The sequence below is a fragment of the Luteimonas terricola genome (genome assembly GCF_004352845.1).
In the GTDB taxonomy this organism is placed as follows: domain Bacteria; phylum Pseudomonadota; class Gammaproteobacteria; order Xanthomonadales; family Xanthomonadaceae; genus Luteimonas; species Luteimonas terricola.
Window position 1 is genome coordinate 285,265 of record NZ_SJRX01000001.1, and the last position, 25,819, is coordinate 311,083.

Annotated in this window: 16 protein-coding genes; 11 read left to right on the plus strand and 5 right to left on the minus strand. The window is 70.4% G+C overall.

Annotated features, from left to right (window positions below):
• Window positions 1-11: 11 nt before the first annotated feature.
• Entirely contained in the window at window positions 12-863 is an 852-nt protein-coding gene (locus E2169_RS01380) for a DUF4097 family beta strand repeat-containing protein (protein ID WP_132984830.1), read from the plus strand.
• Window positions 864-879: 16 nt separating this feature from the next.
• Here the strand turns inward: E2169_RS01380 and E2169_RS01385 are convergent, their stop codons facing one another.
• A complete protein-coding gene (locus tag E2169_RS01385) occupies window positions 880-2,268 on the minus strand; it encodes a class II fumarate hydratase (RefSeq protein WP_132984831.1) in 1,389 nt (462 codons plus the stop codon).
• Window positions 2,269-2,767: 499 nt separating this feature from the next.
• On the opposite strand from E2169_RS01385, the gene purB reads away from it, so the two are divergent.
• The 9 genes from purB to pilH all read left to right on the plus strand — a co-directional run bounded on the left by purB (window position 2,768) and on the right by pilH (window position 13,933).
• Complete coding sequence (gene purB / locus E2169_RS01390) at window positions 2,768-4,138, plus strand: adenylosuccinate lyase (protein WP_132984832.1); 1,371 nt, start codon at window positions 2,768-2,770, stop codon at window positions 4,136-4,138.
• A 25-nt stretch (window positions 4,139-4,163) separates the two neighbouring features.
• The gene (locus E2169_RS01395) at window positions 4,164-5,390 is read left to right on the plus strand and encodes a JmjC domain-containing protein (RefSeq protein ID WP_132985430.1); all 1,227 of its coding nucleotides are present in this window, start codon (window positions 4,164-4,166) and stop codon (window positions 5,388-5,390) included.
• The gene (locus E2169_RS14605) at window positions 5,387-5,887 is read left to right on the plus strand and encodes a DUF7931 domain-containing protein (RefSeq protein ID WP_132984833.1); all 501 of its coding nucleotides are present in this window, start codon (window positions 5,387-5,389) and stop codon (window positions 5,885-5,887) included. The genes E2169_RS01395 and E2169_RS14605 overlap by 4 nt, the downstream gene beginning before the upstream one ends.
• A 168-nt stretch (window positions 5,888-6,055) precedes the next feature.
• Window positions 6,056-8,920 (plus strand): 2-oxoglutarate dehydrogenase E1 component, encoded by a 2,865-nt coding sequence (locus E2169_RS01405; protein ID WP_132984834.1) that lies wholly within the window; start codon window positions 6,056-6,058, stop codon window positions 8,918-8,920.
• Window positions 8,921-8,963: 43 nt separating this feature from the next.
• Complete coding sequence (gene sucB, locus E2169_RS01410; RefSeq protein WP_132984835.1) at window positions 8,964-10,187, plus strand: dihydrolipoyllysine-residue succinyltransferase; 1,224 nt, start codon at window positions 8,964-8,966, stop codon at window positions 10,185-10,187.
• Window positions 10,188-10,272: 85 nt separating this feature from the next.
• Complete coding sequence (lpdA, locus tag E2169_RS01415; protein WP_132984836.1) at window positions 10,273-11,709, plus strand: dihydrolipoyl dehydrogenase; 1,437 nt, start codon at window positions 10,273-10,275, stop codon at window positions 11,707-11,709.
• Window positions 11,710-11,812: 103 nt separating this feature from the next.
• On the plus strand, window positions 11,813-12,406 hold the full coding sequence (locus E2169_RS01420; protein ID WP_132984837.1) for an LOG family protein: 594 nt from the start codon (window positions 11,813-11,815) through the stop codon (window positions 12,404-12,406).
• Window positions 12,407-12,483: 77 nt separating this feature from the next.
• Window positions 12,484-13,476 carry an acrylyl-CoA reductase family protein gene (locus E2169_RS01425; RefSeq protein WP_132984838.1) on the plus strand — a complete coding sequence of 331 codons (993 nt, stop codon included), beginning with the start codon at window positions 12,484-12,486 and terminating at the stop codon, window positions 13,474-13,476.
• A gap of 67 nt (window positions 13,477-13,543) precedes the next feature.
• Entirely contained in the window at window positions 13,544-13,933 is a 390-nt protein-coding gene (pilH, locus tag E2169_RS01430; protein WP_132984839.1) for a twitching motility response regulator PilH, read from the plus strand.
• A gap of 12 nt (window positions 13,934-13,945) precedes the next feature.
• On the opposite strand, the gene E2169_RS01435 is transcribed toward pilH, so the two are convergent.
• Window positions 13,946-14,851 carry a DnaJ C-terminal domain-containing protein gene (locus E2169_RS01435; protein WP_132984840.1) on the minus strand — a complete coding sequence of 302 codons (906 nt, stop codon included), beginning with the start codon at window positions 14,849-14,851 and terminating at the stop codon, window positions 13,946-13,948.
• Between the two features lie 160 nt (window positions 14,852-15,011).
• Between E2169_RS01435 and E2169_RS01440 the strand changes: the two genes are divergently transcribed.
• Window positions 15,012-15,488, plus strand: coding sequence for a peroxiredoxin (locus E2169_RS01440; protein ID WP_132984841.1), 477 nt, complete (start codon window positions 15,012-15,014; stop codon window positions 15,486-15,488).
• Between the two features lie 3 nt (window positions 15,489-15,491).
• Here E2169_RS01440 and pbpC read toward each other — a convergent pair whose 3' ends face one another.
• The 3 genes from pbpC to gyrA all read right to left on the minus strand — a co-directional run bounded on the left by pbpC (window position 15,492) and on the right by gyrA (window position 25,773).
• Window positions 15,492-17,819, minus strand: coding sequence for a penicillin-binding protein 1C (gene pbpC / locus E2169_RS01445; protein ID WP_132985431.1), 2,328 nt, complete (start codon window positions 17,817-17,819; stop codon window positions 15,492-15,494).
• Between the two features lie 154 nt (window positions 17,820-17,973).
• Window positions 17,974-22,896 (minus strand): alpha-2-macroglobulin family protein, encoded by a 4,923-nt coding sequence (locus E2169_RS01450; protein WP_165942291.1) that lies wholly within the window; start codon window positions 22,894-22,896, stop codon window positions 17,974-17,976.
• Window positions 22,897-23,037: 141 nt separating this feature from the next.
• Window positions 23,038-25,773, minus strand: a complete 2,736-nt coding sequence (gyrA, locus tag E2169_RS01455; RefSeq protein ID WP_132984843.1) for a DNA gyrase subunit A — start codon at window positions 25,771-25,773, stop codon at window positions 23,038-23,040.
• Window positions 25,774-25,819 lie beyond the last annotated feature (46 nt).

The window sequence follows — 25,819 nt, forward strand, 5'->3', positions numbered from 1 at the left end:
GAGGAGCCACCATGCGAACGACCCATACCGTCTTTTTCCTCGCACTCTGCGCGCTCGGCCTGGCCACGGTGCCGGCATCGGCACAGGCCGACGACGACCGCGCCTGCAAGCACAGCGCGCCGCAGTCGCTGACGCTGGACATCGGCGACGCACGCGTCATCCAATTCCACGTCGGACCCAGCAAACTGCGCCTGGACGGAAGGCCCGGCACGACCGGCAGCCTGCAGGGCCGCGCCTGCGGTTCGAGCCAAAACGAACTCGCGCGGCTGCGCCTCGAGCAGTCGCGCGAAGGCGACCGCCTGGTCGTGCGCCTGGCCCGCGAGGAGCGCATCGGCTGGAGCTTCGGCAATCGCTACGCCTACTTCGATCTTTCCGGCACTGTTCCCGATGGCATGCCCATCGAGGTGCGGGTGGGTTCCGGCGATGCCTGGGCGACCGGGCTGTCCGGACTCGACCTGACCGTCGGCTCCGGTGACGCCGACGCGCGCCGGATCGCCGGCAAGGTCGAAGCCCGCGTCGGCTCCGGCGACATCGTGTTGGCCGACATCGGCAGCCTGGACGTGGGTTCGATCGGCTCCGGCGACCTCGAGGCGCGCGGCGTCCGCGGTGACGCCCGCGTGGGCAGCGTCGGTTCGGGCGACCTCGGCCTGCGTGACGTCGGCGGCAGCGTCGACATCGGTTCGATCGGCTCGGGCGACGCCGACCTCGAGCGCATCGCCGGCAGCGTCGAAGTCGGCTCGGTGGGTTCGGGCGACATCGATGCGAGCGGCGTCGGCGGCGACCTGCGGGTCCGTGCGCTGGGCAGCGGCTCCGTCGACCACGACGGCGTCGCCGGCAAGGTGGACCTCCCGCGCAAGCGCTGAACCGGCGCGCTCTGCCTCAGCCCTGGATCCCGCCGCGGGTCAGCGCCAGCGGGTCGAGCAGCGCGCGCAGCTTCGCCTCCGGCATCCCCGTGGCCTCCACCGCGACATCGAGCACCGGCCTCCCCTCGCGGTAGGCCTGTTTGGCGATCGCCGCCGCCTTCTCGTAGCCGATCACCGGGTTGAGCGCGGTCACCAGGATCGGGTTGCGCTCCACCGCCGCGTCGACCACGTCACGCCGCACCTCCAGGCCCGCGATGACCCGATCGGCCAGCAGCCGCGACACCGACGACATCAGCCCGACCGACTCCAGCAGGTTGTTCGCGATCAGCGGCAGCGCGACGTTGAGCTGGAAGTTGCCGGTCTGGCCGGCCACGGTCACCGCGACGTGGTGGCCCATGACCTGGGCGCAGGCCATGACCGCAGCCTCGGGGATCACCGGATTGACCTTGCCCGGCATGATCGAGCTGCCCGGCTGCAGCGCCGGCAGTTCCACCTCGCCAAGCCCGGCCAGCGGGCCGGAGTTCATCCAGCGCAGGTCGTTGGCGATCTTGGTCAGCGCGACGGCGAGTACGTTGAGTTGGCCCGACAGCTCCACCGCATCGTCCTGCGAAGCGATGCCCTCGAACTTGTCTTCAGCCGAATCGAAGCGGGTGCCGGCCGACGCCGACAGCGCCTTGGCCATGGCCTTGCCGAAGCGCGGATCGGCGTTGATCCCGGTGCCAACCGCGGTGCCGCCGATCGGCAGCCGGCGCAGGCGCTTGAGCGCATCGCCCAGCCGCGCCTCGGCCGATGCCAGCTGCGACGACCAGGCCCCGAACTCCTGCGCAAAGGTCACCGGCATCGCATCCATCAGATGCGTGCGCCCCGTCTTCACCACCTTGCCCAGCTTCCGCGCCCGTCGGTCGATCGTGCGCCGCAGATGCTTCAGCGCCGGCAGCAGGTCTTCGACCACCGCCAGTTGCGCGGACACCCGCAGCGCGGTCGGAATGACGTCGTTCGAACTCTGGCCCAGGTTGACGTGGTCGTTCGGATGCACCGCCCGCTTGCCCGCGCGCGTCGCCAGGGTCGCGATGACCTCGTTGGCATTCATGTTCGACGACGTGCCCGACCCGGTCTGGTAGACATCGATCGGGAAATGGGCGTCGTGCCCACCCGCGGCAACCTCGCTGGCGGCCTTGCGGATCGATGCCGCCAGCCCCTTGGGCAGCAGTCCGAACCCCGCATTGGTCTCCGCCGCTGCCGCCTTGATCAGCCCCAGGGCACGGATGAATCCGCGCGGCATCGGCCGTCCGCTGACCGGGAAGTTGTCCACTGCGCGCTGGGTCGATGCGCCCCACAGCGCATCGGCGGGCACCTGCAGTTCGCCCATGCTGTCGTGCTCGATCCGAAAGCCATTGCCAGCCATGTCGTCCTCCAGTCTGTTCCCATCAGAGGATACGCCCGCCCCTGCCGGGACATCGGCTGCGCCGCTGGCAGCCGCAAAACTGCCCTCGTGAAGATCCGCGCCGCAGGAGGCGGATGGCGGGGGGAGTGCTCCGCCATCCACCTCCTGCACCACTTTCGTCGGCTTCGTGGCGGCGGGCCCACGTCATCCTCGCGATGGCCGGAAATTTGCACTTGTCCGACTGTTTGGCGAAGGGAACCAGCCGAAGTCGCGATCCCCAGTCTTGCGAAGCGTGCCCCTGCGGGGGAGGCATGGACAGCGCACATGGATGTGCGCGGTAGGCGAGTCAGCCATGGACGGCTGCCTCGCCGGTCCATGCCTCCCCCGCAGGGGCATGCTCCCCCACGAAACCCGCGCACCATCAACCCGCAAGCCCGCGAGTCCCAGACCAACCCTCCGGCCGGCGATCGATGCACCCGCCGGGTAGAATGTCCGGCCGCCCAAGCCCGAAAAGCCAGCCATGCCCGCCCTCGACCCGCTGCTCGCCCTCTCCCCGCTCGACGGCCGCTATGCCGGCAAGGTGGAGGCGCTGAGGCCGGTGTTCTCCGAGTTCGGCCTGATCCACGCCCGCGTGCGCGTCGAAGTGGAGTGGCTGCTCGCGCTGGCCGCCGAGCCCGGCATTCCGGAGCTGGCGCCCTTCGACGCCGCCGCCACCGCGCGCCTGCGCGCCCTGGCCGACGACTTTTCCACCGCCGATGCCGCACGGGTGAAAGCGATCGAGCGCACCACCAACCACGACGTCAAGGCCGTCGAGTACTTCATCAAGGAGCGCCTCGCCGACGACGCCGCGCTGGGCCCGGCGCTGGAGTTCGTGCACTTCGCCTGCACCAGCGAGGACATCAACAACCTGTCCTACGGCCTGATGCTCGACGCCGCGCGCCGCGAGGTGATGCTGCCGGCCCTCGACGGCGTCACCGCCACCCTTCGCGGCATGGCGCACGAATTCGCCGCGCTGCCGATGCTCTCGCGCACCCACGGCCAGACCGCCTCGCCGACCACCGTGGGCAAGGAGATCGCCAACGTGGTGGCCCGGCTGGAGCGCCAGCGCGCGCAGCTGGCCGCGGTCTCCCTGACCGGCAAGGCCAACGGTGCGGTGGGCAACTACAACGCCCACGTGGCCGCGTATCCCGACGTCGACTGGCCGGCGTTCTCGCAGCGCTTCGTGGAATCGCTGGGCCTGGACTTCAATGGCTACACCACCCAGATCGAGCCGCACGACTGCATCGCCGAGATCGCCGACGTGCAGAAGCGGATCGCGACCATCTGCATCGACCTCTGCCGTGACGTCTGGGGCTATATCTCGCTGGGCTACTTCAGGCAGGCCGTGAAGGCCGGCGAAGTCGGCAGCTCGACCATGCCGCACAAGGTCAACCCGATCGACTTCGAAAACGCCGAGGGCAACTTCGGCATCGCCGTGGCGCTGTTCGAACACTTCGCCACCAAGCTCCCGGTCAGCCGCTGGCAGCGCGACCTCACCGACTCCACCGTGCTGCGTGCGCTCGGCACGGCCTTTGGCCACGCCCTGGTCGGCTTCGATGCGCTCGGACGCGGGCTCGGCAAGCTCAGCACCAACCCCGAGCGCCTGGCCGCCGACCTCGACGCATCCTGGGAAGTGCTGGCCGAGGCCGTGCAGACGGTCATGCGCCGCCATGGCCTGCCCAACCCCTACGAACAGCTCAAGGCGCTGACCCGCGGCCAGGGCATCACCGCAGACTCCATGCGCGAATTCATCACCGGGCTTGAACTGCCCGCGGACGAACGCCGCCGCCTGCTCGAACTCACTCCCGGCAGCTACACCGGACTCGCGGAAGACCAGGCGCGTGCGGTCTGACCGCCGCCGCCCGACACAGGAACCCATCATGGCCAAGCGCACAGCCGCCCGTCCCTTCGAAGTCCAGGCCAGGCCCGGCCAGCCGCTGGGGATGGCGCCGCGCGCCTTCCTGCGCGACTACTGGCAGAAGCGCCCGCTGCTCATCCGCGGCGCGTTCCCCGGCTACGTCTCGCCCATCGAACCCGACGACCTCGCCGGCCTGGCCTGCGAAGAGGGCGTGCTCGCGCGGCTGATCCAGCACGACCGCGCCAGTGACGCCTGGACCGTGGGCAGCGGGCCCCTCCCCGAGGAGATCTTCGCGGAGCTGGGCGATCGCGACTGGACGCTCCTGGTCCAGGACATGGACAAGTGGGACCCGGACATCGCGGACCTGCTGCCGGCGTTCGCGTTCCTGCCGCGCTGGCGGGTGGACGACGTGATGGTCAGCTTCGCCGCCACCGGCGGTTCGGTCGGTGCGCACGTCGACCAGTACGACGTCTTCCTGCTTCAGGCCCTGGGCCACCGCCGCTGGCAGGTCGACGCCTCCGACGCGATGGGCCTCGGCAAGCCGCCACTCGACTTCCGCGACGACGTCGAGATCAAGCTGCTGCGCGAGTTCGCGCCCACCCACGACTGGGTGCTGGAGCCCGGCGACATGCTCTACCTGCCGCCCGACGTGCCCCACCACGGCGTCGCCGAGGATCCCTGCCTGACCTTCTCGCTGGGCATGCGCGCGCCCTCGGTCGCGGAACTCATGGGCGATTACGTCGACACCCTGGCCGCCGAAGCCGACGAGGCACTGCGCTACAAGGACGCGGACCTCGACCCGGCGAAAGACCCGCACGAGATCGACGCCGCCGCGATGGCGCGCGTGGTCGAGGCCCTCAACGCCGTGCGCATGGCCGATGCCGACGCCCTGGGCGACTGGTTCGGCCGCTTCATCACCGTCTACCGCGCGGCCACCGGCCCCGGCCACGGCGACGGCCAGCCCCTGGCCACCGACGAGCTGTCACGCGCCCTGGCCGGCGGCCTGCTGCTGCACCGCTACCCGTGGACCCGTGTCGCCTGGCGCCGCGCCGCGAAGCGCGCCAGCTTCTACGTGGCCGGCCAGGCCTGGCGCCTGCCGGTGGCCGATGCGAAGCGACTGGCCGCCGACGCGTGGCTCGATGCCGGCACCTGGGCCGCACTCTCCGCCGCCGGCCGCGATTGCGTCGCCAGCCTCCTGGCCGAAGGCCACTACCGGCTGGAAAGCCCGGACGACGAGGCACCATGAGCACGGCCGGCCCCAGCGGCGACGTCCTCGCCATCGCCGATCGCGAAGAGGCGGTCGAGGCCACGGTGACGCTGGTCGCCGGCGCCCGCCGCCGGATCCGCATCCTCAGCCGGGTGCTCGACCCGGGCCTGTACGACGATCCACGGGTGCTCGAGGCGCTGCGCGTCTTCGCCACCTCGACCACCGACGCCGAGGTACGCCTGCTGGTCCTGGACGCCACCGCCATCCAGCGCACCCACGCCCCGCTACTGGCGCTGGCGCAGCGCCTGCCGAGCGTGTTCCAGTTCCGCGAACTGGCCGACCCCGTCGACCGCGCCCGCGCCGATGCCTTCGTCGCCACCGACAACGGCGGCTGCTACCACCGCGAGTTCGGCCACCGCTTCGAAGGCGAGGCCCGGTTGCACGGCGCCGGGCGCGCACGCCAGCTCTGCGAAGCCTTCGACCCGGTGTGGGAACGGTCGCGACCCTGCAACGAGCTGCGCGCGCTCGGCCTCTGACAGGGCCCGTACACGCCGCAAACGGAACGCACAATGACCCGCGCGTGATGCGCCGCGGCAAGGCCTGCGGCTATAATTGCGGTTCTCCCCCGCCCCCGCGCCGCGGCCGCATTCAAGTTATTGCGGGACTGGCGCGCGCCAATTCAAGAAGAGCCCGACCAGACCCACGTGGACAGTCTCCTGAAGCAGTTTGCGCAGTCCTCCCAGCTCGGCGCCAACGCCGCCTACATCGAGGACCTGTACGAGCAGTATCTCGTGGACCCCGACAGTGTCGGCGACAAATGGAAGACCTGGTTCGACGGGTTCAAGGGCCGCGAGGCGGGGGACGTCCCCCACTCCGTGGTCATGGACGCCGTGGCCCGGGCCGGCCGCGAGGCCCGCAAGGGCGTGGTGGTCTCGGCCGGCGGCGGTGATCTCGAGGCCCAGCGCAAGCAGGGCTCGGTGCTCAAGCTGATCACCGCCTACCGTTCGCGCGGCCACCTGCGCGCGGCCACCGATCCGCTCGGCATGGCCGAGCTGCCGGAGGCACCCGACCTCGAGCTGCCCTTCCACGGCCTGTCCGACGGCGACCTCGACACCGAGTTCGCCACCGGGCCCGGCGGCGGCACCAGCACCTTCGGCGGCGCGCCCCGCATGCACCTGCGCGACCTGCTCGGACTGCTCCAGGCCACCTACGCCGGCCCGATCGGCGCCGAGTTCATGCATATCCCGCAGGCCGAGCAGCGCCGCTGGATGTACGAACGCCTGGAAACCGCCGGCGGCCGCTTCAGCCACACGGCCGACGAACAGCGCCGCATCCTCGAGCGCCTCACCGCGGCCGAAGGCCTGGAGCGCTACCTGCACACCAAGTACGTCGGCCAGAAGCGCTTCTCGCTGGAAGGCGGCGACTCCCTGATCCCGCTGCTCGATACCGTGATCCGCAGCGCCGGCAGCGACGGGGTCAAGGACATCGTGATCGGCATGGCCCACCGCGGCCGCCTCAACACCCTGATCAACATCCTGGGAAAGAGTCCGCGCGCGCTGTTCGACGAGTTCGAGGGCAAGTTCGAGTACGACCCGCGCGCCCACGCCGGCGACGTGAAGTACCACATGGGCTTTTCCGCCGACGTCGCCACCGAGGGCGGCCCGGTGCACCTTGCGCTGGCCTTCAACCCGTCGCACCTCGAGATCGTCGACCCCGTGGTCGCCGGCTCCGTGCGCTCGCGCCAGGAGCGCCGCCACGACGAAGACCGCCGCAAGGTGATTCCGATCCTCATCCACGGCGACGCGGCCTTCGCCGGCCAGGGCGTGGTGATGGAGCTGTTCCAGATGTCGCAGGCCCGCGGATTCGCGGTCGGTGGCACGGTGCATGTCGTAATCAACAACCAGGTGGGCTTCACCACCAGCAACGTGGCCGACGCCCGTTCCACGCTGTACTGCACGGACGTGGCCAAGATGATCGGTGCGCCGGTGCTGCACGTGAACGCCGACGACCCGGAAGCCGTGGCCTTCGCCGCGCGCCTGGCCTACGACTTCCGCCAGGAATTCCGCAAGGACGTGGTCATCGACCTGGTCTGCTACCGCCGCCACGGCCACAACGAGGCCGACGAGCCGGCGATCACCCAGCCGGTGATGTACCAGGTCATCCGCAAGCACAAGACCACCCGCGAGCTCTATGCCACGGCACTCGAGGAGCGGGGCGTGCTGCCTGCGAAGGGTGGCCAGGCGCTGGTCGATGCCTTCCGCGACAAGCTCGATTCGGGGGAGGTCACGACGGAACTCGCCAAGGTCGAAAAGACCCCGCGCGCGAGCCGCCTGTTCGTCGACTGGCCCGGCCTGCTCGAAGGCAACCTGACCGACAAGGTCGACACCACGGTGCCGGCGAAGAAGCTCAAGGCGCTGGCCCAGGCGATCACCACCATCCCCGACGAGGTCAAGCTGCACTCGCGCGTGGCCAAGGTCTATGACGACCGCCGCAGGATGGCCGCCGGCGAGGTCGATGCCGACTGGGGCTTCGCCGAGAACCTCGCCTACGCCACCCTGCTCGAGGACGGCTATGGCCTGCGCCTGGTGGGCCAGGACATCGGTCGCGGCACCTTCAGCCATCGCCACGCGATCCTCCACGACCAGACCACCGACAGCTATTACATCCCGCTGCGCCAGCTGGTCGAGCGCCCGGAACGCGCCACCATCATCGACTCGCTGCTCAGCGAGGAGGCGGTGATGGCCTACGAGTACGGCTTCTCCACCACCGATCCCAGCACCCTGTGCATCTGGGAGGGCCAGTTCGGCGACTTCGCCAACGGCGCCCAGGTCGTGATCGACCAGTTCATCGCCTCGGGCGAGGCCAAGTGGGGCCGCCTCAGCGGACTCACCCTGCTGCTGCCGCACGGCTACGAGGGCCAGGGCCCCGAGCACAGCTCGGCGCGCCTCGAGCGCTTCCTGCAGCTGTGCGCGCTCGACAACATGCATGTCTGCGTGCCGTCGACGCCCGCCCAGGCCTTCCACATGCTGCGCCGGCAGATGCGCATGACCACCCGCAAGCCGCTGGTGGTGATGTCGCCGAAGTCGCTGCTGCGCCACAAGCTCGCGGTGTCCAGCATGGACGAAATGGCCACGGGCGAATTCAAGCACCTGATCGGCGACGCCTCGGCGGACCCGAAGAAGGTCAAGCGCGTGGTGCTGTGCTCGGGCAAGGTGTATTACGACCTGCTCGAGGACGTGGAAAAGCGCGGCCAGGACGACGTCGCCCTGGTGCGCGTCGAGCAGCTTTATCCCTTCCCACGCGCCGCGCTGGTCGAGGAGCTCGGCCGCTACGGCAAGGCGACCTCGGTCGTCTGGTGCCAGGAAGAGCCACAGAACCAGGGCGCGTGGTACCAGATCCGCCACCACCTGCAGGCCTGCGTGCCGGCCAAGCTGGAGCTGCACTACGCCGGCCGCCAGCGCTCGCCCTCGCCCGCCGTCGGCCACTTCGCCGACCACGTCGTCGAACAGCAGAAGCTGGTCGCCGACGCACTCACCTCGCCCGTCGGCAGCGTTTTCGCCGCCGACTGACCCCCACACACGCTGACAGCCACGACCAGGACGCATCAAGACCATGGCCACCGAGATCAAGGTACCGGTACTTCCAGAATCCGTTTCCGACGCCACCATCGCCACCTGGCACAAGAAGGTGGGCGACGCGGTTGCGCGTGACGAGAACATCGTCGACCTCGAGACCGACAAGGTGGTGCTCGAAGTGCCGTCGGCCGTCGACGGCGTGATCAAGGAACTCAAATTCGCCGAAGGCGACACCGTCACCAGCCAGCAGGTGCTGGCGGTGATCGAGGAAGGCGCCGCGCCGGCGAAGACCGCCGACGCACCGAAGGAAGAGCCCGCCGCGGGCGCGCAGGAAGTGCAGCCGAAGGCCGAGGCCGCCAAGGCCGAGGCCAAGGCGCCCGCGTCCACCCGCCCGTCGCCGGCCTCCGGCGCCGGCGACCTGCCCCCGGGCGCGCGCTTCACCGCGGTGAAGGACGGCATCGACCCGGCGCAGGTCGAGGGCACCGGCCGCCGCGGCGCGGTCACCAAGGAAGACCTGGTCAACTACGCCAGCGGCAAGACCGCGGGCGTCAGTGGCGGCGCGCGCCCGGAAGAGCGCGTGCCGATGACCCGCATCCGCAAGCGCATCGCCGAGCGCTTGATGCAGTCCAAGGAATCCACCGCGATGCTGACCTCGTTCAACGAGGTCAACCTGGCCAAGGTCATGGCCATGCGCAAGGAGCTGGGCGAGTCCTTCATGAAGCAGCACGGCATCAAGCTCGGCTTCATGAGCTTCTTCGCCAAGGCCGCGGCCAACGCGCTGCAGAAGTACCCGGTGGTCAACGCCTCGGTCGACGGCGACGACATCATCTACCACGGCTATGCCGACATCTCGATCGCGGTGTCGACCGAGCGCGGCCTGGTGACCCCGGTGCTGCGCAACGTGGAGCGCATGGGCTTTGCCGACGTCGAGAAGCAGATCGCGGACTACGCCACCAAGGCGCGCGACGGCAAGCTCGGCCTCGACGACCTGCAGGGCGGCACCTTCACCATCACCAACGGCGGCACCTTCGGCTCGCTGATGTCGACGCCGATCGTCAACCCGCCGCAGTCGGCGATCCTGGGCATGCACACCATCAAGGAGCGCCCGATCGTCGAGAACGGCGCCGTGGTCGCCGCGCCGATGATGTACATCGCGCTCAGCTACGACCACCGCATCATCGACGGCAAGGACGCGGTGCTGTTCCTGGTGGACATCAAGGACCAGCTGGAAAACCCGCACCGCATGCTGCTGGGGATGTAAGCGACTTTCCCGCGAGGTTGCCCCCATCCGCCCCTCAGGGGGCACCTTCCCCCGCCCTGCGGGGGAAGGGAATCGAGGAAATGAAATGGCTGAACAATTTGATGTTGTCGTGATCGGGGCCGGCCCGGCCGGGTACCACGCGGCGATCCGCGCGGCGCAGCTGGGCATGAAGGTCGCCTGCGTCGACGCGGGCCTGGGCAAGGACGGCAAGCCGGCGCTCGGCGGCACCTGCCTGCGCGTGGGCTGCATCCCGTCGAAGGCGCTGCTGGACTCCTCGCGCCAGTTCCACAACCTGCAGCACGTGTTCGGCGAACACGGCATCTCCGCCACGGACGCGAAGATCGACGTCGGGACCATGATCGGCCGCAAGGACAAGATCGTGAAGCAGTTCACCGGCGGCATCGCACAGCTGTTCAAGGCCAACAAGGTCGCGCCGTACTACGGCTTCGCGACCCTGCACGCCGATCGCCTGGTCAAGGTCAAGCAACACGACGGCAGCGAAGTCGAGCTCACCGGCACCAACGTCATCATCGCCGCCGGTTCCGATTCCATCGAACTGCCGTTCGCGAAGTTCGACAACGACACCATCGTCGACAACGTCGGCGCGCTGGAGTTCACCGAGGTGCCCAAGCGCCTGGCGGTGATCGGCGCGGGCGTGATCGGCCTGGAGCTGGGCAGCGTGTGGAAGCGCCTGGGCGCCGAGGTCACCGTCCTCGAGGCCCTGCCCGACTTCCTGGCCGCGGCCGACGCCGAGGTGTCCAAGCTCGCCGCGCGCGAATTCAAGAAGCAGGGCCTGGACATCAAGCTGGGCGCCAAGGTTTCGAAGGCCGAGATCACCGGCAAGGGCAAGAAGAAGGAAGTCCAGGTCACCTTCGAGGACAAGAAGGGCGAGCAGACCATCACCGTGGACAAGCTGCTGGTGGCCGTCGGCCGTCGCGCCGCGTCCAAGGGCCTGCTGGCCGAGGGCAGCGGCGTGAAGCTCAGCGAGCGCGGCCAGATCGAAGTCGACGAGCATTGCCACACTGGCGTCGACGGCGTCTGGGCGGTCGGCGACTGCGTGCGCGGCCCGATGCTGGCGCACAAGGGCTTCGAGGAAGGAATCGCTGTCGCCGAGTTGATCGCCGGCCTGCCCGGCCACGTCAACATGGACACCATCCCCTGGGTGATCTACACCGAGCCCGAGCTGGCCTGGGTCGGCAAGACCGAGCAGCAGCTGAAGGAAGAAGGCGTCCCGTACAAGGCGGGCAGCTTCCCCTTCGCCGCCAACGGCCGCGCGGTGGCGATGGTCGAGCCGGCCGGCTTCGTGAAGGTGCTGGCGCACGCCGAAACCGACCGCGTGCTCGGCATGCACCTGGTCGGCGCCAACGTCTCCGAGCTGGTGCACGAAGGCGTGCTGACCATGGAGTTCAAGGGCTCCGCCGACGACCTCGCCCGCATCTGCCACGCGCATCCGAGCCTGTCGGAAGCCATCCACGATGCCGCCATGGCGGTCGACAAGCGCGCGATCCACAAGGCGAACTGAGGGTACGCGGCGGGCGCGGTCGACGCCCCGTCCGGTCCCAGCAACAACCGGCGCCGGGCACTGCCCGGCGCCGTCCTTTCCAGCCAATACCGATGACCTGCCCATGAAAAGCCTGTGCGTCTACTGCGGTTCCAACAGCGGCGCCCGCCCCGCCTACGCCGAAGGCGCGATCGCGCTGGGCACGCGCATGGCCCGCGACGGTATCCGCCTGGTCTATGGCGGCGGCAACATCGGCCTGATGGGCACGATCGCCGACGCGGTGCTGGCCGCCGGCGGCGAAGTGGTCGGCGTGATCCCGAAGCAGCTGGTCGACATGGAAGTGGCGCACCTGAACCTGACCGAGCTTGAAGTCGTGGGTTCGATGCACGAGCGCAAGTCGCGCATGTTCGACCTGGCCGATGGCTTCGTCGCCCTGCCCGGCGGCTTCGGCACGCTCGAGGAGATCGTCGAGATGCTGACCTGGCGCCAGCTGGGCATCGGCAACAAGCCCTGCGCCATCCTCGACATCGAAGGGTATTACCAGCCACTGGTCGCGATGATGGACCGCATGGTCGAGGAACGTTTCCTGCACCCCGGCCAGCGCGATGACCTGTGGACGGGCCAGGACATCGGCGCGATGATCGACTGGATGCGCGGTTACCAGCCCGCGCAGGCCTCGAAATGGCTCGACGAGAAGCGCAGCCGCGAACTGCGATGAAGCAGGTCGGGCACACGCGCACGGATCGCCGATAATCGACGCGGGCCGCCACTCCGGCGGCATCCCGAGAGGACGGCATGACGATTCCCCGCAGCTTCCGCGCCTTCCGCATCCACAACGACGACACCGGCTACCGCAGCGGCATCGAGCAGGTCGGCATCGACGAGCTCGCGCCGGGCGAGGTGGTGCTGCGCACCGCATTCTCGTCGGTCAACTTCAAGGACGCGCTGGCCGGCACCGGCAAGGGCAGGATCCTGCGGCGGTTCCCGCTGGTGGGCGGCATCGACGTCGCCGGCCACGTGGTCGCGTCCAGCGATCCGGCCTTCAAGGAAGGCGACGCGGTGCTGGTGACGGGCTCCGGCCTGAGCGAGACCCGCGACGGCGGCTACACCGAGTACGCCCGCGTGGAATCGAAGTGGGCGATCCCGCTGCCTGCGGGCCTGTCGCTGCGCGAATCGATGGTGCTCGGCACCGCCGGCTTCACCGCGGCGCTGGCGCTGCTGCGCATGACCGAGAACCGCCAGCACCCCGACCTCGGACCCCTGGCCGTCACCGGCGCCACGGGCGGCGTCGGCTCGCTGGCCGTCGACATCTTCTCCAGCGCCGGCTACGAAGTGCATGCGGTCAGCGGCAAGCCCGGGCAGGCGGCGTACCTCAAGGAGATCGGCGCAACGGAAGTCATCGGCCGCGACGCCCTGGCCACCACGCGACCGCTGGAGTCGGCCCGCTTCGGCGGCGGCCTCGACAACGTCGGCGGCACGATGCTGGCCAGCCTGCTTGCGCAGACTGCCCCCTATGGCAACGTCGCCAGCGCCGGCCTGGCGGCCACCCATGAGCTGCCTGCGACGGTGATGCCTTTCATCATCCGCGGCGTGTCGCTGCTGGGCGTGGCTTCGGCCGGCACCGCGCGCGACATCCGCGACGAGGTCTGGCGCCGCCTGGCCCACGAGTGGAAGCCGCGCCACCTGGACCGCATCTGTACCTGCGAGGTGGGCCTCGACCAGTTGCCCGCGGTGTTCGACCGCATGCTGGCCGGCGGCTCGCTCGGCCGCACCCTGGTAAAACTGTGAAGCCGGGCACGCGCTTGCAGCGCTGCCCGCGACGGCTACAATCGCTCTCTATCCAACGGGGGACACCATGGCGCGCATCCTGATCGTCGACGACTCACCGTCGCAGCTGATGGGCATCCGCCGCATCGTCGAGGGCCTCGGCCACGAGGCGCTGACCGCCGAGGACGGCGCCGCCGGCGTCGAGGCCGCGAAGCGCGAGCTGCCGGACCTGATCCTGATGGACGTGGTGATGCCGAACCTCAACGGCTTCCAGGCCACGCGCTCGATCACCCGCGACCCGGCCACCAGGCACATCCCGGTGATCCTGGTGACCACCAAGGACCAGGAAACCGACCGGGTCTGGGGCATGCGCCAGGGCGCGCGCGCCTATCTCACCAAGCCCTTCAGCGAGACCGAGCTGTCGGAGACCATCACCAGGGCGGTCGCCACCGAGCCCACGCCACCGACGGCGGCCTGAACCGGCGCGGCGCTACTCGCGCCGCCAGTCCCCGGAAAACGCATCGCGCAGCGCCTCGTAGGCGGCTTTCTGCACGTCGTCCCGTGGCGCCGGCGCCTGCACCTCCAGCTCCACGATCTGGTCGCCGTCGGCCTGGCCGCCGCTGCCGGGCAACCCGCGGCCGCGCAGCCGCAGGCGGCGTCCGGCCTCGGAGCCCGGCGGCACCTTGAATTCCACCGTGCCGCCCAGGGTCGGCACGCTCACGCTCGCGCCCAGCGCCGCCTCCCAGGGAGCGACCTGCAGCGCGTACAGGATGTTGCGGCCGTCGACCTCGAAGCGCGGATGCGTGCCGTACTCGACTTCGAGCAGCAGGTGGCCGCCGTGCTCGCCCTGCCCCGCCAGCCGGATCACCTGGCCCGGGCGGATCCCGCGCGGCACCTTGACCTCGAGCGTGCGGCCCTTGACCGCGATGCGCATCGCACCGCCCTGGTGCACGGTTTCCAACGGCACCGCCAGCCGCGCCCGGGTGTCGCCGCGCGGCGGCGTGCCGAAGCCCGGCCCGCCACGCTGCTGCGCCTGGCGCCGGAACAGGCTCTCGAAGAAATCGCTGAAGCCGCCGTTGCCGCCGCCGCTGCCAAAGACCTCTTCGTAATCGAAGCCCTGCCCGCCGCCGTTGCCGCCGAAGCCACCCGGCGGCGGCTGGATGTCGTCACCCGGCCGGTAGCCGCGGCTGCGCAGCTGGTCGTAGGCCTTGCGCCGCTCCGGGTCGCGGAGCGCCTCGTAGGCCTCGTTCACCGACTTGAACTTGTCCTCGGCGCCGGCTTCCTTGCTGACGTCGGGATGGTACTTGCGCGCAAGCCGCCGGTAGGCGGTCTTGATCTCGGCGTCGCCGGCGCCGGGTTCGATACCCAGGATGGCGTAGTAGTCCTTGAACTGCATGCGGTCTCCAACTCGCGCCGCCGCAAGCCGTGCGCCGGGGGCGGCAGGTTAGCAATATCGGGGCGGTGCGGCGCAACGCAAGCCCGCATCACCATGGCATGGCACCATGGCGCGTGCGGCGACCGATCCCGGTGCCGCCCCTGCCCATACGGAGCCCCCCATGCCCATCCAGATCGGCGATGCCATCCCCGAAGTCACGCTCAAGCACATCGACGACGGCGTGCAGACCATCGATACCCCGACCCTGTTCGCGCACAAGAACGTGGTGCTGTTCGCGGTACCCGGCGCGTTCACGCCGACCTGCTCCGAACACCACCTGCCCGGCTTCGTCGAGCGCTTCGGCGAGTTCACCGAGCGCGGCATCGAGGTCGCCTGCATGGCGGTCAACGATCCCTTCGTGATGCAGGCCTGGGGCGAGAGCCAGCACGTCCCGGCCGGGCTGCGCATGCTGTCCGACGGCAACGGCGACCTCGCCCGCGCGCTCGGCCTGGAGATGGACGGCACCGCCTTCGGCATGGGCATGCGCAGCAAGCGCTTCGCGCTCTACGCCGAGGACGGCGTGGTCAAGCAGCTCTTCGTCGAAGCACCCGGCGAGCTCAAGGTGTCCACGGCCGAGCACGTGCTCGGCGCCATCTGACGCTCAGCGGCCGACGTCGAAGGCCAGGCTGGCCCAGGCACCGCCCTCCGCCAGGGCGGTGAGCTGCTGGCGCCCGGGCTCGCCGAATTCGCGCCACAGCACCTGGCCGCCCCGGGTCCGCCCGACCAGGCGGCCATTGAGCAGCCACTGCACCTCGCCGTCGACGCCCACGGCGCGCAGCGCCAGCCGCGGCGGCCGCGATGAGCCCGGCGCGCGCAGCAGCAGTGCGCCGTCGTTGACGCCCTCGATGTGCATGGCCACCGTGTGGCCGCGTCCGTCGTCGACGCAATCGGACGCCAGCGGCGGCAGGCGCGATGCACGGCGTTCGGCAGCCCCCAGCCAGGGCGAAGCCAACGCGGGCCAGCGCGCGATGCTGCGCACACGTCGCTGGTGCGGCCGCGCACAGTCGGCCGTGAGCCGTTGGCCGGTCACGGCATCCACGTCGATCCGCTCCAGCCCCGCCACCCAGCTGCGGATGTCGCGCTCGGGCAGCGTCGGCGGCACCGCGCCGTCCAGCACCCAGGCCTGCATCCGCCGCTGGCAGGTCTCCGCGGGCTGCGCGTCGGCCGCCGTTCCCAGAGGCCAGCACACGTCGGCTTCGGACACGCTCGCCGGCGGCGGCAGGCGCGCGCCGTCGCCCGGACGCTGCGGCAGGCTGTCCACGACTTCGAACAGCAGCGGCAGCGCGGTGACCGCGCCGTACTGGCCGGGCAGCGGCGTGCCGTCGGGGCGTCCCACCCAGACGCCCACCGTGTAGCGCCGGGTGGCGCCCAGCGCCCAGGCGTCACGGAATCCGTAGCTGGTGCCGGTCTTCCAGGCCACCCGCGGGCGGCGACCGGTATCGAACGTGCCGATGCGCTCGCCGGGACGCGGATTGGCGGCGAGGATCTCCTGCACGATCCAGGCCGCACCCGGCGACAGCAGGCGCCGCTCCAGCAGCGCATCGTCGGCCGCGTAGCGCACGCGCCCGGCAATGCCGCCGCGCACCAGGGCGGCATGCGCGCCGACCAGGTCCTCCAGGCGCGCGCCCGTTCCGCCCAGGATCAGGGTGAGGTTCGGTTTGGCACCGCGGGGAAAGCGCAGGCCGATGCCGGCATGATCCAGGCGCGCCGCGAAACGGGCCGGGCCGACGCGATCCAGCAGGTCCACCGCCGGCACGTTGAGCGACAGGCGCAGCGCATCGGCCACGGACACCGGGCCGTTGAAGGCCGCGTCGAAATTGCCCGGGCGGTAGCCGTCGAAGGACTGCGGCGCATCGACCAGCAGGCTCTGCGAATGTACCAGGCCATCGTCCAGCGCCATGCCGTAGAGGAAGGGCTTCAGGGTCGATCCGGGCGAACGCCATGCCCGCACCATGTCGACGTGGCCCAGGCGCGCGGCGTCGCCGAAGGCCGCGGTACCGAGATAGGCGCGCGCCTCCATGGTGTCGTTGTCGACCACCAGCACTGCCGCCGAGGTGCGCTCGGGCAGGCGGCCGACATAGGCGCCGAGGCGCTCTTCGAGCGTGCGCTGCAGGGCGGCGTCGATGGTCGATTCGATGCGCTCGGCGCCGGGCCGCTGCGAGCGCAGGCGCTGCGCCAGCAGCGCAGCCGACAGTGGCGGCTTCAGCGTGCGCGAGACGACCGCTTCCACCCGTGCGTCAGCCACCTCGGCACGGCTCCAGCGGCCCTGGTCGAGCATGCGTTGCAGCACCTTGTCGCGCGCCCGTCGCGCGGCTTCGGGCGCGCGGTCGGGGCGCAGCCGCGTCGGCGCCTGCGGCAGCACCGCCAGCAGCGCGGCCTCGGCGTGCGACAGCCGCGCCGCCGGCTTGCCGAGATAGGCCCAGCTGGCCGCTTCCACGCCTTCGATGGTGCCGCCGAAGGGCGCGCGCTCGAGGTACAGGCTGAGGATGTCGTCCTTGGACAGGTGCGCCTCGAGCTGCAGCGCGCGCAGCATCTGCCGCAGCTTGCCGGGCAGCGTGCGCGGGTGCGGTTCGAGGATGCGCGCCACCTGCATGGTCAGCGTCGAGCCGCCGGACACGATCCGACCGCTGCGTGCGGCCTGCCACGCGGCGCGCAGCAGCGTCACTGGGTTCACCCCCGGATGGCGGCGGAACCAGCGGTCCTCGTAGGCCAGCAGCGCTTCGACGTACAGCGGCGAGACGGTGGCTTCGGACGCGGGATGGCGCCACACGCCTTCGGCGTCGGCGAAGGCGCGCAGCGGCGTGCCGTCACGCGCGGTGACCAGGGTCGCGTGGTCCCGCGCTTCGGGCAGCGCTGGGGGGAAGGCGAAGTCGAGGATGAGCAGCGACAGCAGCAGCGCGACCGTGCCCCAGCGCAGTGCGGCCGGCAGGCGTGTGCGCCAGTTCGGGCGCGCTGCATGCGGCGTTCCCGCGGGGCTGCCCCCTTCCGCCCTTCGGGCACCGTCCCCCGCAGGCGGGGGAAGGGGGACGCGGCCGGGGGGCTTCCTGCCGGCTACCCCCGACCCCACGGCACGCGGCCCCGGCTCACGGCTGCACCACCGTCATCCGCGCCGGCTGCGCACGGCCGACGCCGCGCAGCTCGGGCCGGTACATGTCTTCCACCAGCGGCGGCGGCACGGTGTATTCGCCGGGCGTGACCGCTCGCACCAGGTAGAACACGTCGGCGGCGCTGCCGGCATCCAAACGCAGCGCGGCGACGTAGCGGTCGTCGCGGAACTCTTCGTGCAGCAGGTCGGCGGCTTGCCCGCGCTCGGTGAGGCGGATCCCGCCAACGACCACGTCGGCCCAGGCCGATGCGTCACCAAGGTTCATGTTCTCGACCTCGAGTCCTGCCGGCAGCAGGTCGGTCAGCAGCGCGTCGGGCATGTCGCGGTCGGCGGTCACGGTGACGCGCACCACCAGGGCCTCGCCTTCGCGCAGCGCCCTGGGTTCCCAGGGCTTGCCGTCGGTGGTGTACCAGCGGCGCTCGACCCGCAGCACGCTGTCGTCGGGCGCAGGCGCGGTGCGCGGGATGCCCGCCACGTCGATGCTCGCGTACAGCGGCGGCTCGCCCTGCGGTGTCAGTCGGACGCCGGCTGCGAGGGCCTCGTATCCGTAGCCGCGCGAGAAGCGCCGCATCGGCTCCAGGGCCTCTTCCACGCCGCCTTCGACCAGCGTGCCGCTGAAGCTGCGTCCCGGCGTACCCGCCAGCGCGCGGCCCAGCCGCGCCAGCGCCGACTGCTCCTGGGTGCTGAGATGGAACCAGCGCGCCTTGCGACGGGCGTCGAGCTCGAGGCCGAGCGTGCGCAGCCCGGTCGTGCGCTGCGGCGTGGCCAGGCCGTGTTGCTGCAGCAGGGCCTGCATCAACGCGGCGTCGCGCAGCGGCGTGCCGTAATCGCCCAGCCAGCCGGGGCGGTCTCCGCTCCACGCGAAGGCTTCGTCCAGGGCCTTGTTTCCGCGGGTCGCATCGCCCTGCAGTGACAGCGCGAGGCCGAGGTGGGCCAGCGGCATGGCGCTGCGCGCGGACTTGCGTTCGCTGTCGTACAGCGCGCGCAGCGTGCCCAGCGGCGCGCGGTTGAGGCGCGCCAGCACGTAGCCTGCGTGCGCCTTGTAGGCCAGGCGCAGATGGTTGCGGTTGTCACGGCCGTAGAACTGCTCGCCGTCCGACAGCAGGTCTTCGGACATGCGCGACAGCGCCTTCTGCAGCATGGCGTCGGGCACGTCGAAGCCGCCGTCGCGCGCATCGAGCAGGAACTCGGCGATATAGGGCGTCAGCATCGGCTCGGTGCGGCCGCTGCCACCCCACATGGCGAAGTGGCCGGAGTTCGACTGCAGCGCGGCCAGCCGTCCCAGCGCGCTTTCCATGCGTCGCAGGCGGTCGTCGCCGGGCAGCGGCGACATGCCATAGGCCTCGGCGGTGGGCGCGTCGAGCATCAGCGCCGCATAGCCCTTGCTCGCGGTCTGCTCGGCGCAGCCATAGGGATAGCGCAGCGCGCCCTCGAGGGCGGCGGCGAAGGCGATCGGCGGCGTCGCACCCAGGCCCAGGCGCGCGTTCACCGAAGACGGCAGCATGCCTTCGGCCAGCGCGGCGTCGAGCATCACCGGCGCCAGTGGATCCAGCACCAGGCTGCGCGAACGCGGCACCTGCGGCCACGGCGCGCGCACCGGCAGGTCGTGGCTGCGGTCGACCGCGACCCCGGGGCCGTCCACGCGCAGCCGGACCTTGGCGACATCGTGTCCTTCGAGCGCGCGCAGCGGGAAGGACAGGGTCGAACGGCCGTCGACGGCGAGCTTCACGTCGCGCACGCCCTCCTCCACCCGCAGCGGCCCGACGCCCTCCACGCGCACGCGGAAATCGCCGGCCTTGCCGGTGAAGTTGCTGAGGTCCAGCGTCACCGTGGCGCGGTCGCCGGGCGCCATGACCCGCGGCATGCTGGCCTCGGCCACCAGCGGCGCGCGCACCAGCACTTCGGTGTCGCGGTTGCCGTAGCGCGCGTCGCTGAAGACCAGCGCGGACACCCGGAGCGTGCCGTTGAAGTCGGGCAGCGGGAACGCGACGGTGGCGTTGCCCTTGCCGTCGAGCTTCACCGGGCCGGAGAACAGATCGACCGTCTGCACCCGCGCGGTAGGCCGCCGCGCCTGCGGCAGCGCTTCGATGCCCGCATCGCCGCCGAAGCGCAGTCGCGCGGTGCCACCGTCCAGGCTCTCGATCACCCGCCCGTAGATGTCGTAGGCGTCCACGCCGAGCCTGCGCTGGGCGAAGAAGTGGCGGTTGGCGTCGGGCACCGGATAGCGGGTGATGTTGAGGATGCCGATGTCGACCGCGGACACGGTCGCGTGCGCGGTCGTACCCGCCAGCTCCGGCACCGCCAGGGTCACGCGCAGGGTCTCGCCGGGCTTCGCCTGCTTCGGCAGCGACAGTCCGACCGCGACGCGCCGGTCGCCGCGCGCCATCGGCACATGGGCCACGCCCACCGCGCGCGCCGGGGTCACCTTGCTGGTGGCACTGCCGCCCCGGAATACCAGCGCGGTGACGTAGACATCGTGCCGCTCCCAGTCCCCGGTCACCGGGATGCGGTACGTGCTGCCGGCCCTGGCGTCGATCGCCTGCACATAGAGCAGCTTGTCGCTTTCCACCAGCAGCAGGCCCTTGCCTGCATGCGGCGGCGTGACCGTGACCTCGAGGGTGTCGCCGGCGCGGTAGCCGGTGCGGTCCAGCGCCAGCTTGACCTTGTCGGGACGCGCGTCGAGCCCGCGGTTGTCGTCGTTCCAGCTCCAGCCTGCGTTGAAGGGATAGCGCGTGACCAGCCCGGTTTCCGGATCGCGGATCTCGACCCGGTACCCGCCCCACTCGACCGGGAAGTCCACGCGCAGGGCGGAGGATCCGGCATCCACGGTGCGGGTTTCCACCACCTCGAAGTGGCTGGTGTGGTTGTAGTTCCAGCCGCTGTCCTCGTCGAAGTTCCAGTGGTAGTCGCGGCGCTCGCGCACCAGCTTGAGTTCGAGGCCCGCCAACGGTCGCGGCCTGCCCTCCGCGTCCACGCGGAGGATCTCGAAGCCGGCATTGGCATTGGCGTCGCTGCCGTCCTTGTCGTCGAACAGGGGGCGCACGCCGACCAGCGCCTCCGCGGGCCAGAGCACGCGCTGCAGGCTGCGGTTGACGGTGCGGCCGCCGGTCTCGTACAGGCTGCCCGCAAGCACCACCGACACCGGCGTATCGCCGCGCACCTCGGCGGGCAGCGGCAGTTCCTGCGCCAGCTTGCCGGCATCGTCGAGCGTCGCATCGATCACGTCGCTGGCCTCGCGCGGCAGCGACACCGTCGGATCACCGAAGAACCAGCCGGGCAGCGACTCCAGCGGGTGCTGCTCCACCGCGACCGCCATCCGCCCCGTGAACCGGTTCCCCGCCGCCGGCGCGCCGTACAGGTAGGCACCCGTGACGTCCACGCGCAGCGGATCGCCCTTCGCAAGACGCGCCTGGGCGCTGTCGAGTTCGAGCTTCATGCGCTCGGGCAGGAATTCCTCGATCCGCAGCGCCATGCCCTGCACCGCCTCCTTGCTGGCGGGATCGGTGCGGAACTCGACCTGCCAGCGCCCCGTGGGCGCCTCGACCGGGACCTCCTTTTCGAAGCGGTAATAGCCCTGCGCGTCGGACTCGAGCCGCGACTCCACGAAGGTCTTGCCGTCGGGCTGCTTCAGGCGCGCGAACAGCGGCTGCGCCTTGCCGTCGGCCGCGGCCGGCACCGGCTTGCCGTCGGCGTCGCGCAGCAGGGCCGAGACGCGCACGGTCTCGCCCGGGCGGTAGAGGTCGCGCCCGGACCACGCGAAGACCTCGAACCAGGCCTGCCTGCGGCCGGCGACCGCGAACTCGGAAAGATCCAGCGCAGGCTGGTTGAACGGCAGCAGCGAGACGTCGCTGCCGCGCGTGGCCACCAGCACCTGCGCGGCGTCGAGCCTGTGGTCGAGCACGGCGTTGCCATTGCCGTCGGTCTCCGCCTTGAACACGGTGCCGCCGTCCTTGCCCAGCACGCGCAGCTCGACGCCACCCAGCGCGTCGCCAGCCTGCAGCGATGCGGTATGCACGAACAGCTGCTCGGCGTAGGCGCGCACGTGCAGGCCGATGTCGCTGACGGTGAAGAAGGCGGTGTCGTACATGCCCTCGAAGCTGCCGGCGCGCTTCATGGTGGCGAAATACAGGCCCGGCTGCTGCAGCTCGGCGATGTCCTGCAGCGGCAGGTAGGTCACCGCGCGCTCGTTCCGCTCGCCGCCGAGCACGAAGCGGTTGACGTAGACCGGCTCGGCCATGCGCGCAAGCGTCGGCCGGCCGCGGTAGCGGTTGTCCAGGTCCCAGCTGCTGCGACGCCCGCCGCGCTGGTATTCGGAATAGAAGCGCGACAGCTCCGAGTCGCGCACGCGCAGGAACTCGACGTCGACCTCCTCGACGTTTACCGACACCACCGGCAGCCCGCGCGACTCGCGGGCCGGCAGCACGCTGCCCTGCGAGGCGAAGCCGGCGGCGGGCTCCAGCTCACCGGTATAGACGGTCTGCTCGATATCGCGGCCCAGGGTGCTGCCGTCGGCGGCGGTGAGCGCGGCGGAGATGCGCAGAGTGTATTCGCGGTCGGCCTGGGCGAAGGGGAAGCGCAGCACGCGGCCGTCGTCGTCCAGGCTCCAGCTGCTGTCGGCGGCCACCGGCTCGGCAAAGGTCAGGAGTGCGTCGAAGTCCTGGGTGCCGACCAGCGGCTGCGAGAACTCGACGGCCAGCGCCAGCGATCCCTGCTCCTGGTCGGGCCAGGCGCGCACCAGGCCGAATCCATCGACCTCCGTACGCTCGGCGACGATCGCCTCGCCGGTGGGTGCGGGCAGCTGCCCGCCCTCATTGCGCTTGCAACCCACTGCCAGCAGCGCCAGCACCAGCATGGCTGCGGCACAAAGCCGCAGGCCGACCGAACGTCCGACTCCATTCATCGCCCGCATTCCCGCCCTCCCGAGGTCGCCGGCAGTATAAGCAGTGCCGGCAGCCCGGATGGCAACGCGCGAAGGCCTCGCGTGGGCTTGGGCTGCGTGGGTCGGGGAAGGCGGGCGCCGCGCGCGGGCGCCCGGGATCAATCAGCCCGCGTCGGTGTCGCTGCCGCCCTCGTCACCGGCCGCGTTGGCGTTGGCGCCGATGTCGGCATCGACCTGTCCGGCGACGGCGTCCGTCGCTGCTACGTCCTCGTCGTCACCGCTGTCGATCGAGCCGTCCACGCGCTCGATGGCCTGCAGCCGCTCGCCCTCGCCAAGACGGATCAGGGTCACGCCCTGGGTGTTGCGGCTGACCACCGAAATCTCGGCGGCGCGGGTGCGCACGAGGGTGCCGCCATCGGAGATCAGCAGCACCTCGTCCTCGCGGCTGAGCAGCACCGCCGCCACCAGCGGGCCGTTGCGCCCGGTGGTCTGGATGCCGATCACGCCCTGCGTACCGCGGCCCTTGCGCGGGTATTCGGCCAGGCGCGTGCGCTTGCCGTAGCCGTTCTCGGTGGCGGTCAGGACGTAGGCATCCGGCTCGTCCTCGCGCTCGCCCTCGACGACTTCGAACTCACCCTCGACGACGACATCGTCGTCCTCGGGCTCGTCAAGGCTGTCCGCGGAACCAGCCACGATCAGGCCCACAACCGACTCGCCCCCGGCAAGGCGGATGCCGCGCACGCCGGTGGCGGTGCGGCCCATGGCACGCACGGCGCTCTCGTCGAAGCGCACGGCCTTGCCGTTGCTGGCGAACAGCATGATGTCGCGCGAACCGTCGGTCAGCTCGGCGCCGACCAGCGCATCGCCCTCTTCGAGGTTGATCGCGATCTTGCCGCGCTGCAGGCGGTAGGCGAACTCGGTCAGCGGCGTCTTCTTGACCGTGCCGCGGCGGGTAGCGAAGAACACGTACTGGTCGTCGCGGTACTCGCGCACCGGCTGCACGGCCTGCACCTTCTCACCATCCTCCAGCGGCATCCAGTTGATCAAGGGACGGCCGCGCGCATTGGCACCGGCTTCCGGCAGCTGGTGCACCGGCAGCCAGAACACGCGCCCGCGGCTGGTGAACGCCAGCAGGGTGTCGTGGGTGTTGACCAGCCACAGCTGGGCGATGAAGTCCTCGTCGCGGGTGGCGGCGGCGTTGCGGCCACGGCCGCCGCGCTTCTGCGCACGATAGGCGCTGACCGGCTGGCGCTTGGCGTAACCGGCCTGGGACACGGTGACCACCACGTCCTCGGGCTCAATCAGGTCGAGGATGTCGAGGTCTTCCTCGCTGGCGCGGATCTCGCTGCGGCGCGCATCGCCGAACTCTTCCTTGACGTTGCGCAGCTCGGTGCGGATCACCTCCAGCAGCACGTCCGGATCCTCCAGGATCTCGATCAGGCCGCGGATGGCCTCCAGCAGCAGCTTGTATTCCTCGGTCAGCTTTTCCTGCTCGAGGCCGGTGAGGCGATGCAGGCGCATTTCCAGGATCTGCTGGGCCTGGACGTCGGTGAGCTGGTAGCCGTCGGCGAGCAGGCCGACGCCGGCAGGGAGGTCCTCGGGGCGCGAGGCATCGGCACCGGCCGCGCCGAGCAGCGCGCCGACCAGGCCCGGCTGCCAGGTGCGGGCAAGCATGCGCTCCTTGGCCTCCTGCGGATTGCCCGAGGTCTTGATCAGCTCGATCATCTCGTCGATGTTGGCGAGCGCGACCGTCAAGCCTTCCAGGATATGGGCGCGGTTGCGCGCCTTGCGCAGTTCGAAGATCGTCCTGCGCGTGACCACCTCGCGACGGTGGCGCACGAAGGCCTCGAGGAAGTCCTTCAGGTTCAGCAGCCGCGGGCGGCCGTCGACCAGCGCCACCATGTTGATGCCGAACACCGACTCCATCTGCGTCTGCTGGTAGAGGTTGTTCAGCACCACGTCGGCGGAGTCGCCGCGCTTGATCTCGATGTAGATGCGCATGCCGTCCTTGTCGGACTCGTCGCGCAGCTCGCTGATGCCCTCGAGCTTCTTCTCCTTCACCAGCTCGGCGATCTTCTCGATCATCCGCGCCTTGTTCACCTGGTAGGGGATCTCGGTGACGATGATCGATTCGCGACCGTTGTCGGCGATCTCGATATCGGCCTTGGCGCGCATGCGCACGCGGCCGCGGCCGGTGCGGTAGCCGAGGTGGATGCCGCCGACGCCGTTGATGATGCCGCCGGTGGGGAAGTCCGGGCCCGGGATGTATTCCATCAGGCCGTCGATGTCGATGTCGGGGTTGTCGATCAGCGCGATCAGCGCGTCGATCACCTCGCCCAGGTTGTGCGGCGGGATGTTGGTGGCCATGCCCACCGCGATGCCGGCCGAGCCGTTGACCAGCAGGTTCGGGAACCGGGTCGGCATGACCGTCGGCTCGTTTTCCTTCTCGTCGTAATTGAGCTGGAAATCGACGGTGTCCTTGTCGATGTCGGCCATCAGTTCGTGGGCGAGCCGCGACATCCGGGCCTCGGTGTAACGCATGGCCGCGGCGGAGTCGCCGTCGACCGAGCCGAAGTTGCCCTGGCCGTCAACCAGCATGTAGCGCAGCGAGAACGGCTGCGCCATGCGCACCAGGGTGTCGTACACCGACTGGTCGCCGTGCGGATGGTATTTACCGATCACGTCACCGACGATGCGCGCCGACTTGTAGTAGGGCTTGTTGCTGTGCGCACCGAGCTCGGTCATGGCGAACAGCACGCGCCTGTGCACCGGCTTGAGTCCGTCGCGGACGTCTGGGAGCGCGCGCCCCACGATCACGCTCATGGCGTAATCGAGGTAACTGCGGCGCATCTCGTCCTCGAGATTGACCGGGATGATTTCCTTGGCGAGCTCGGCCATTGCGACCCTTTCGAAGTGATTCGGGAAACCGCCGCGGCGCGGCGCG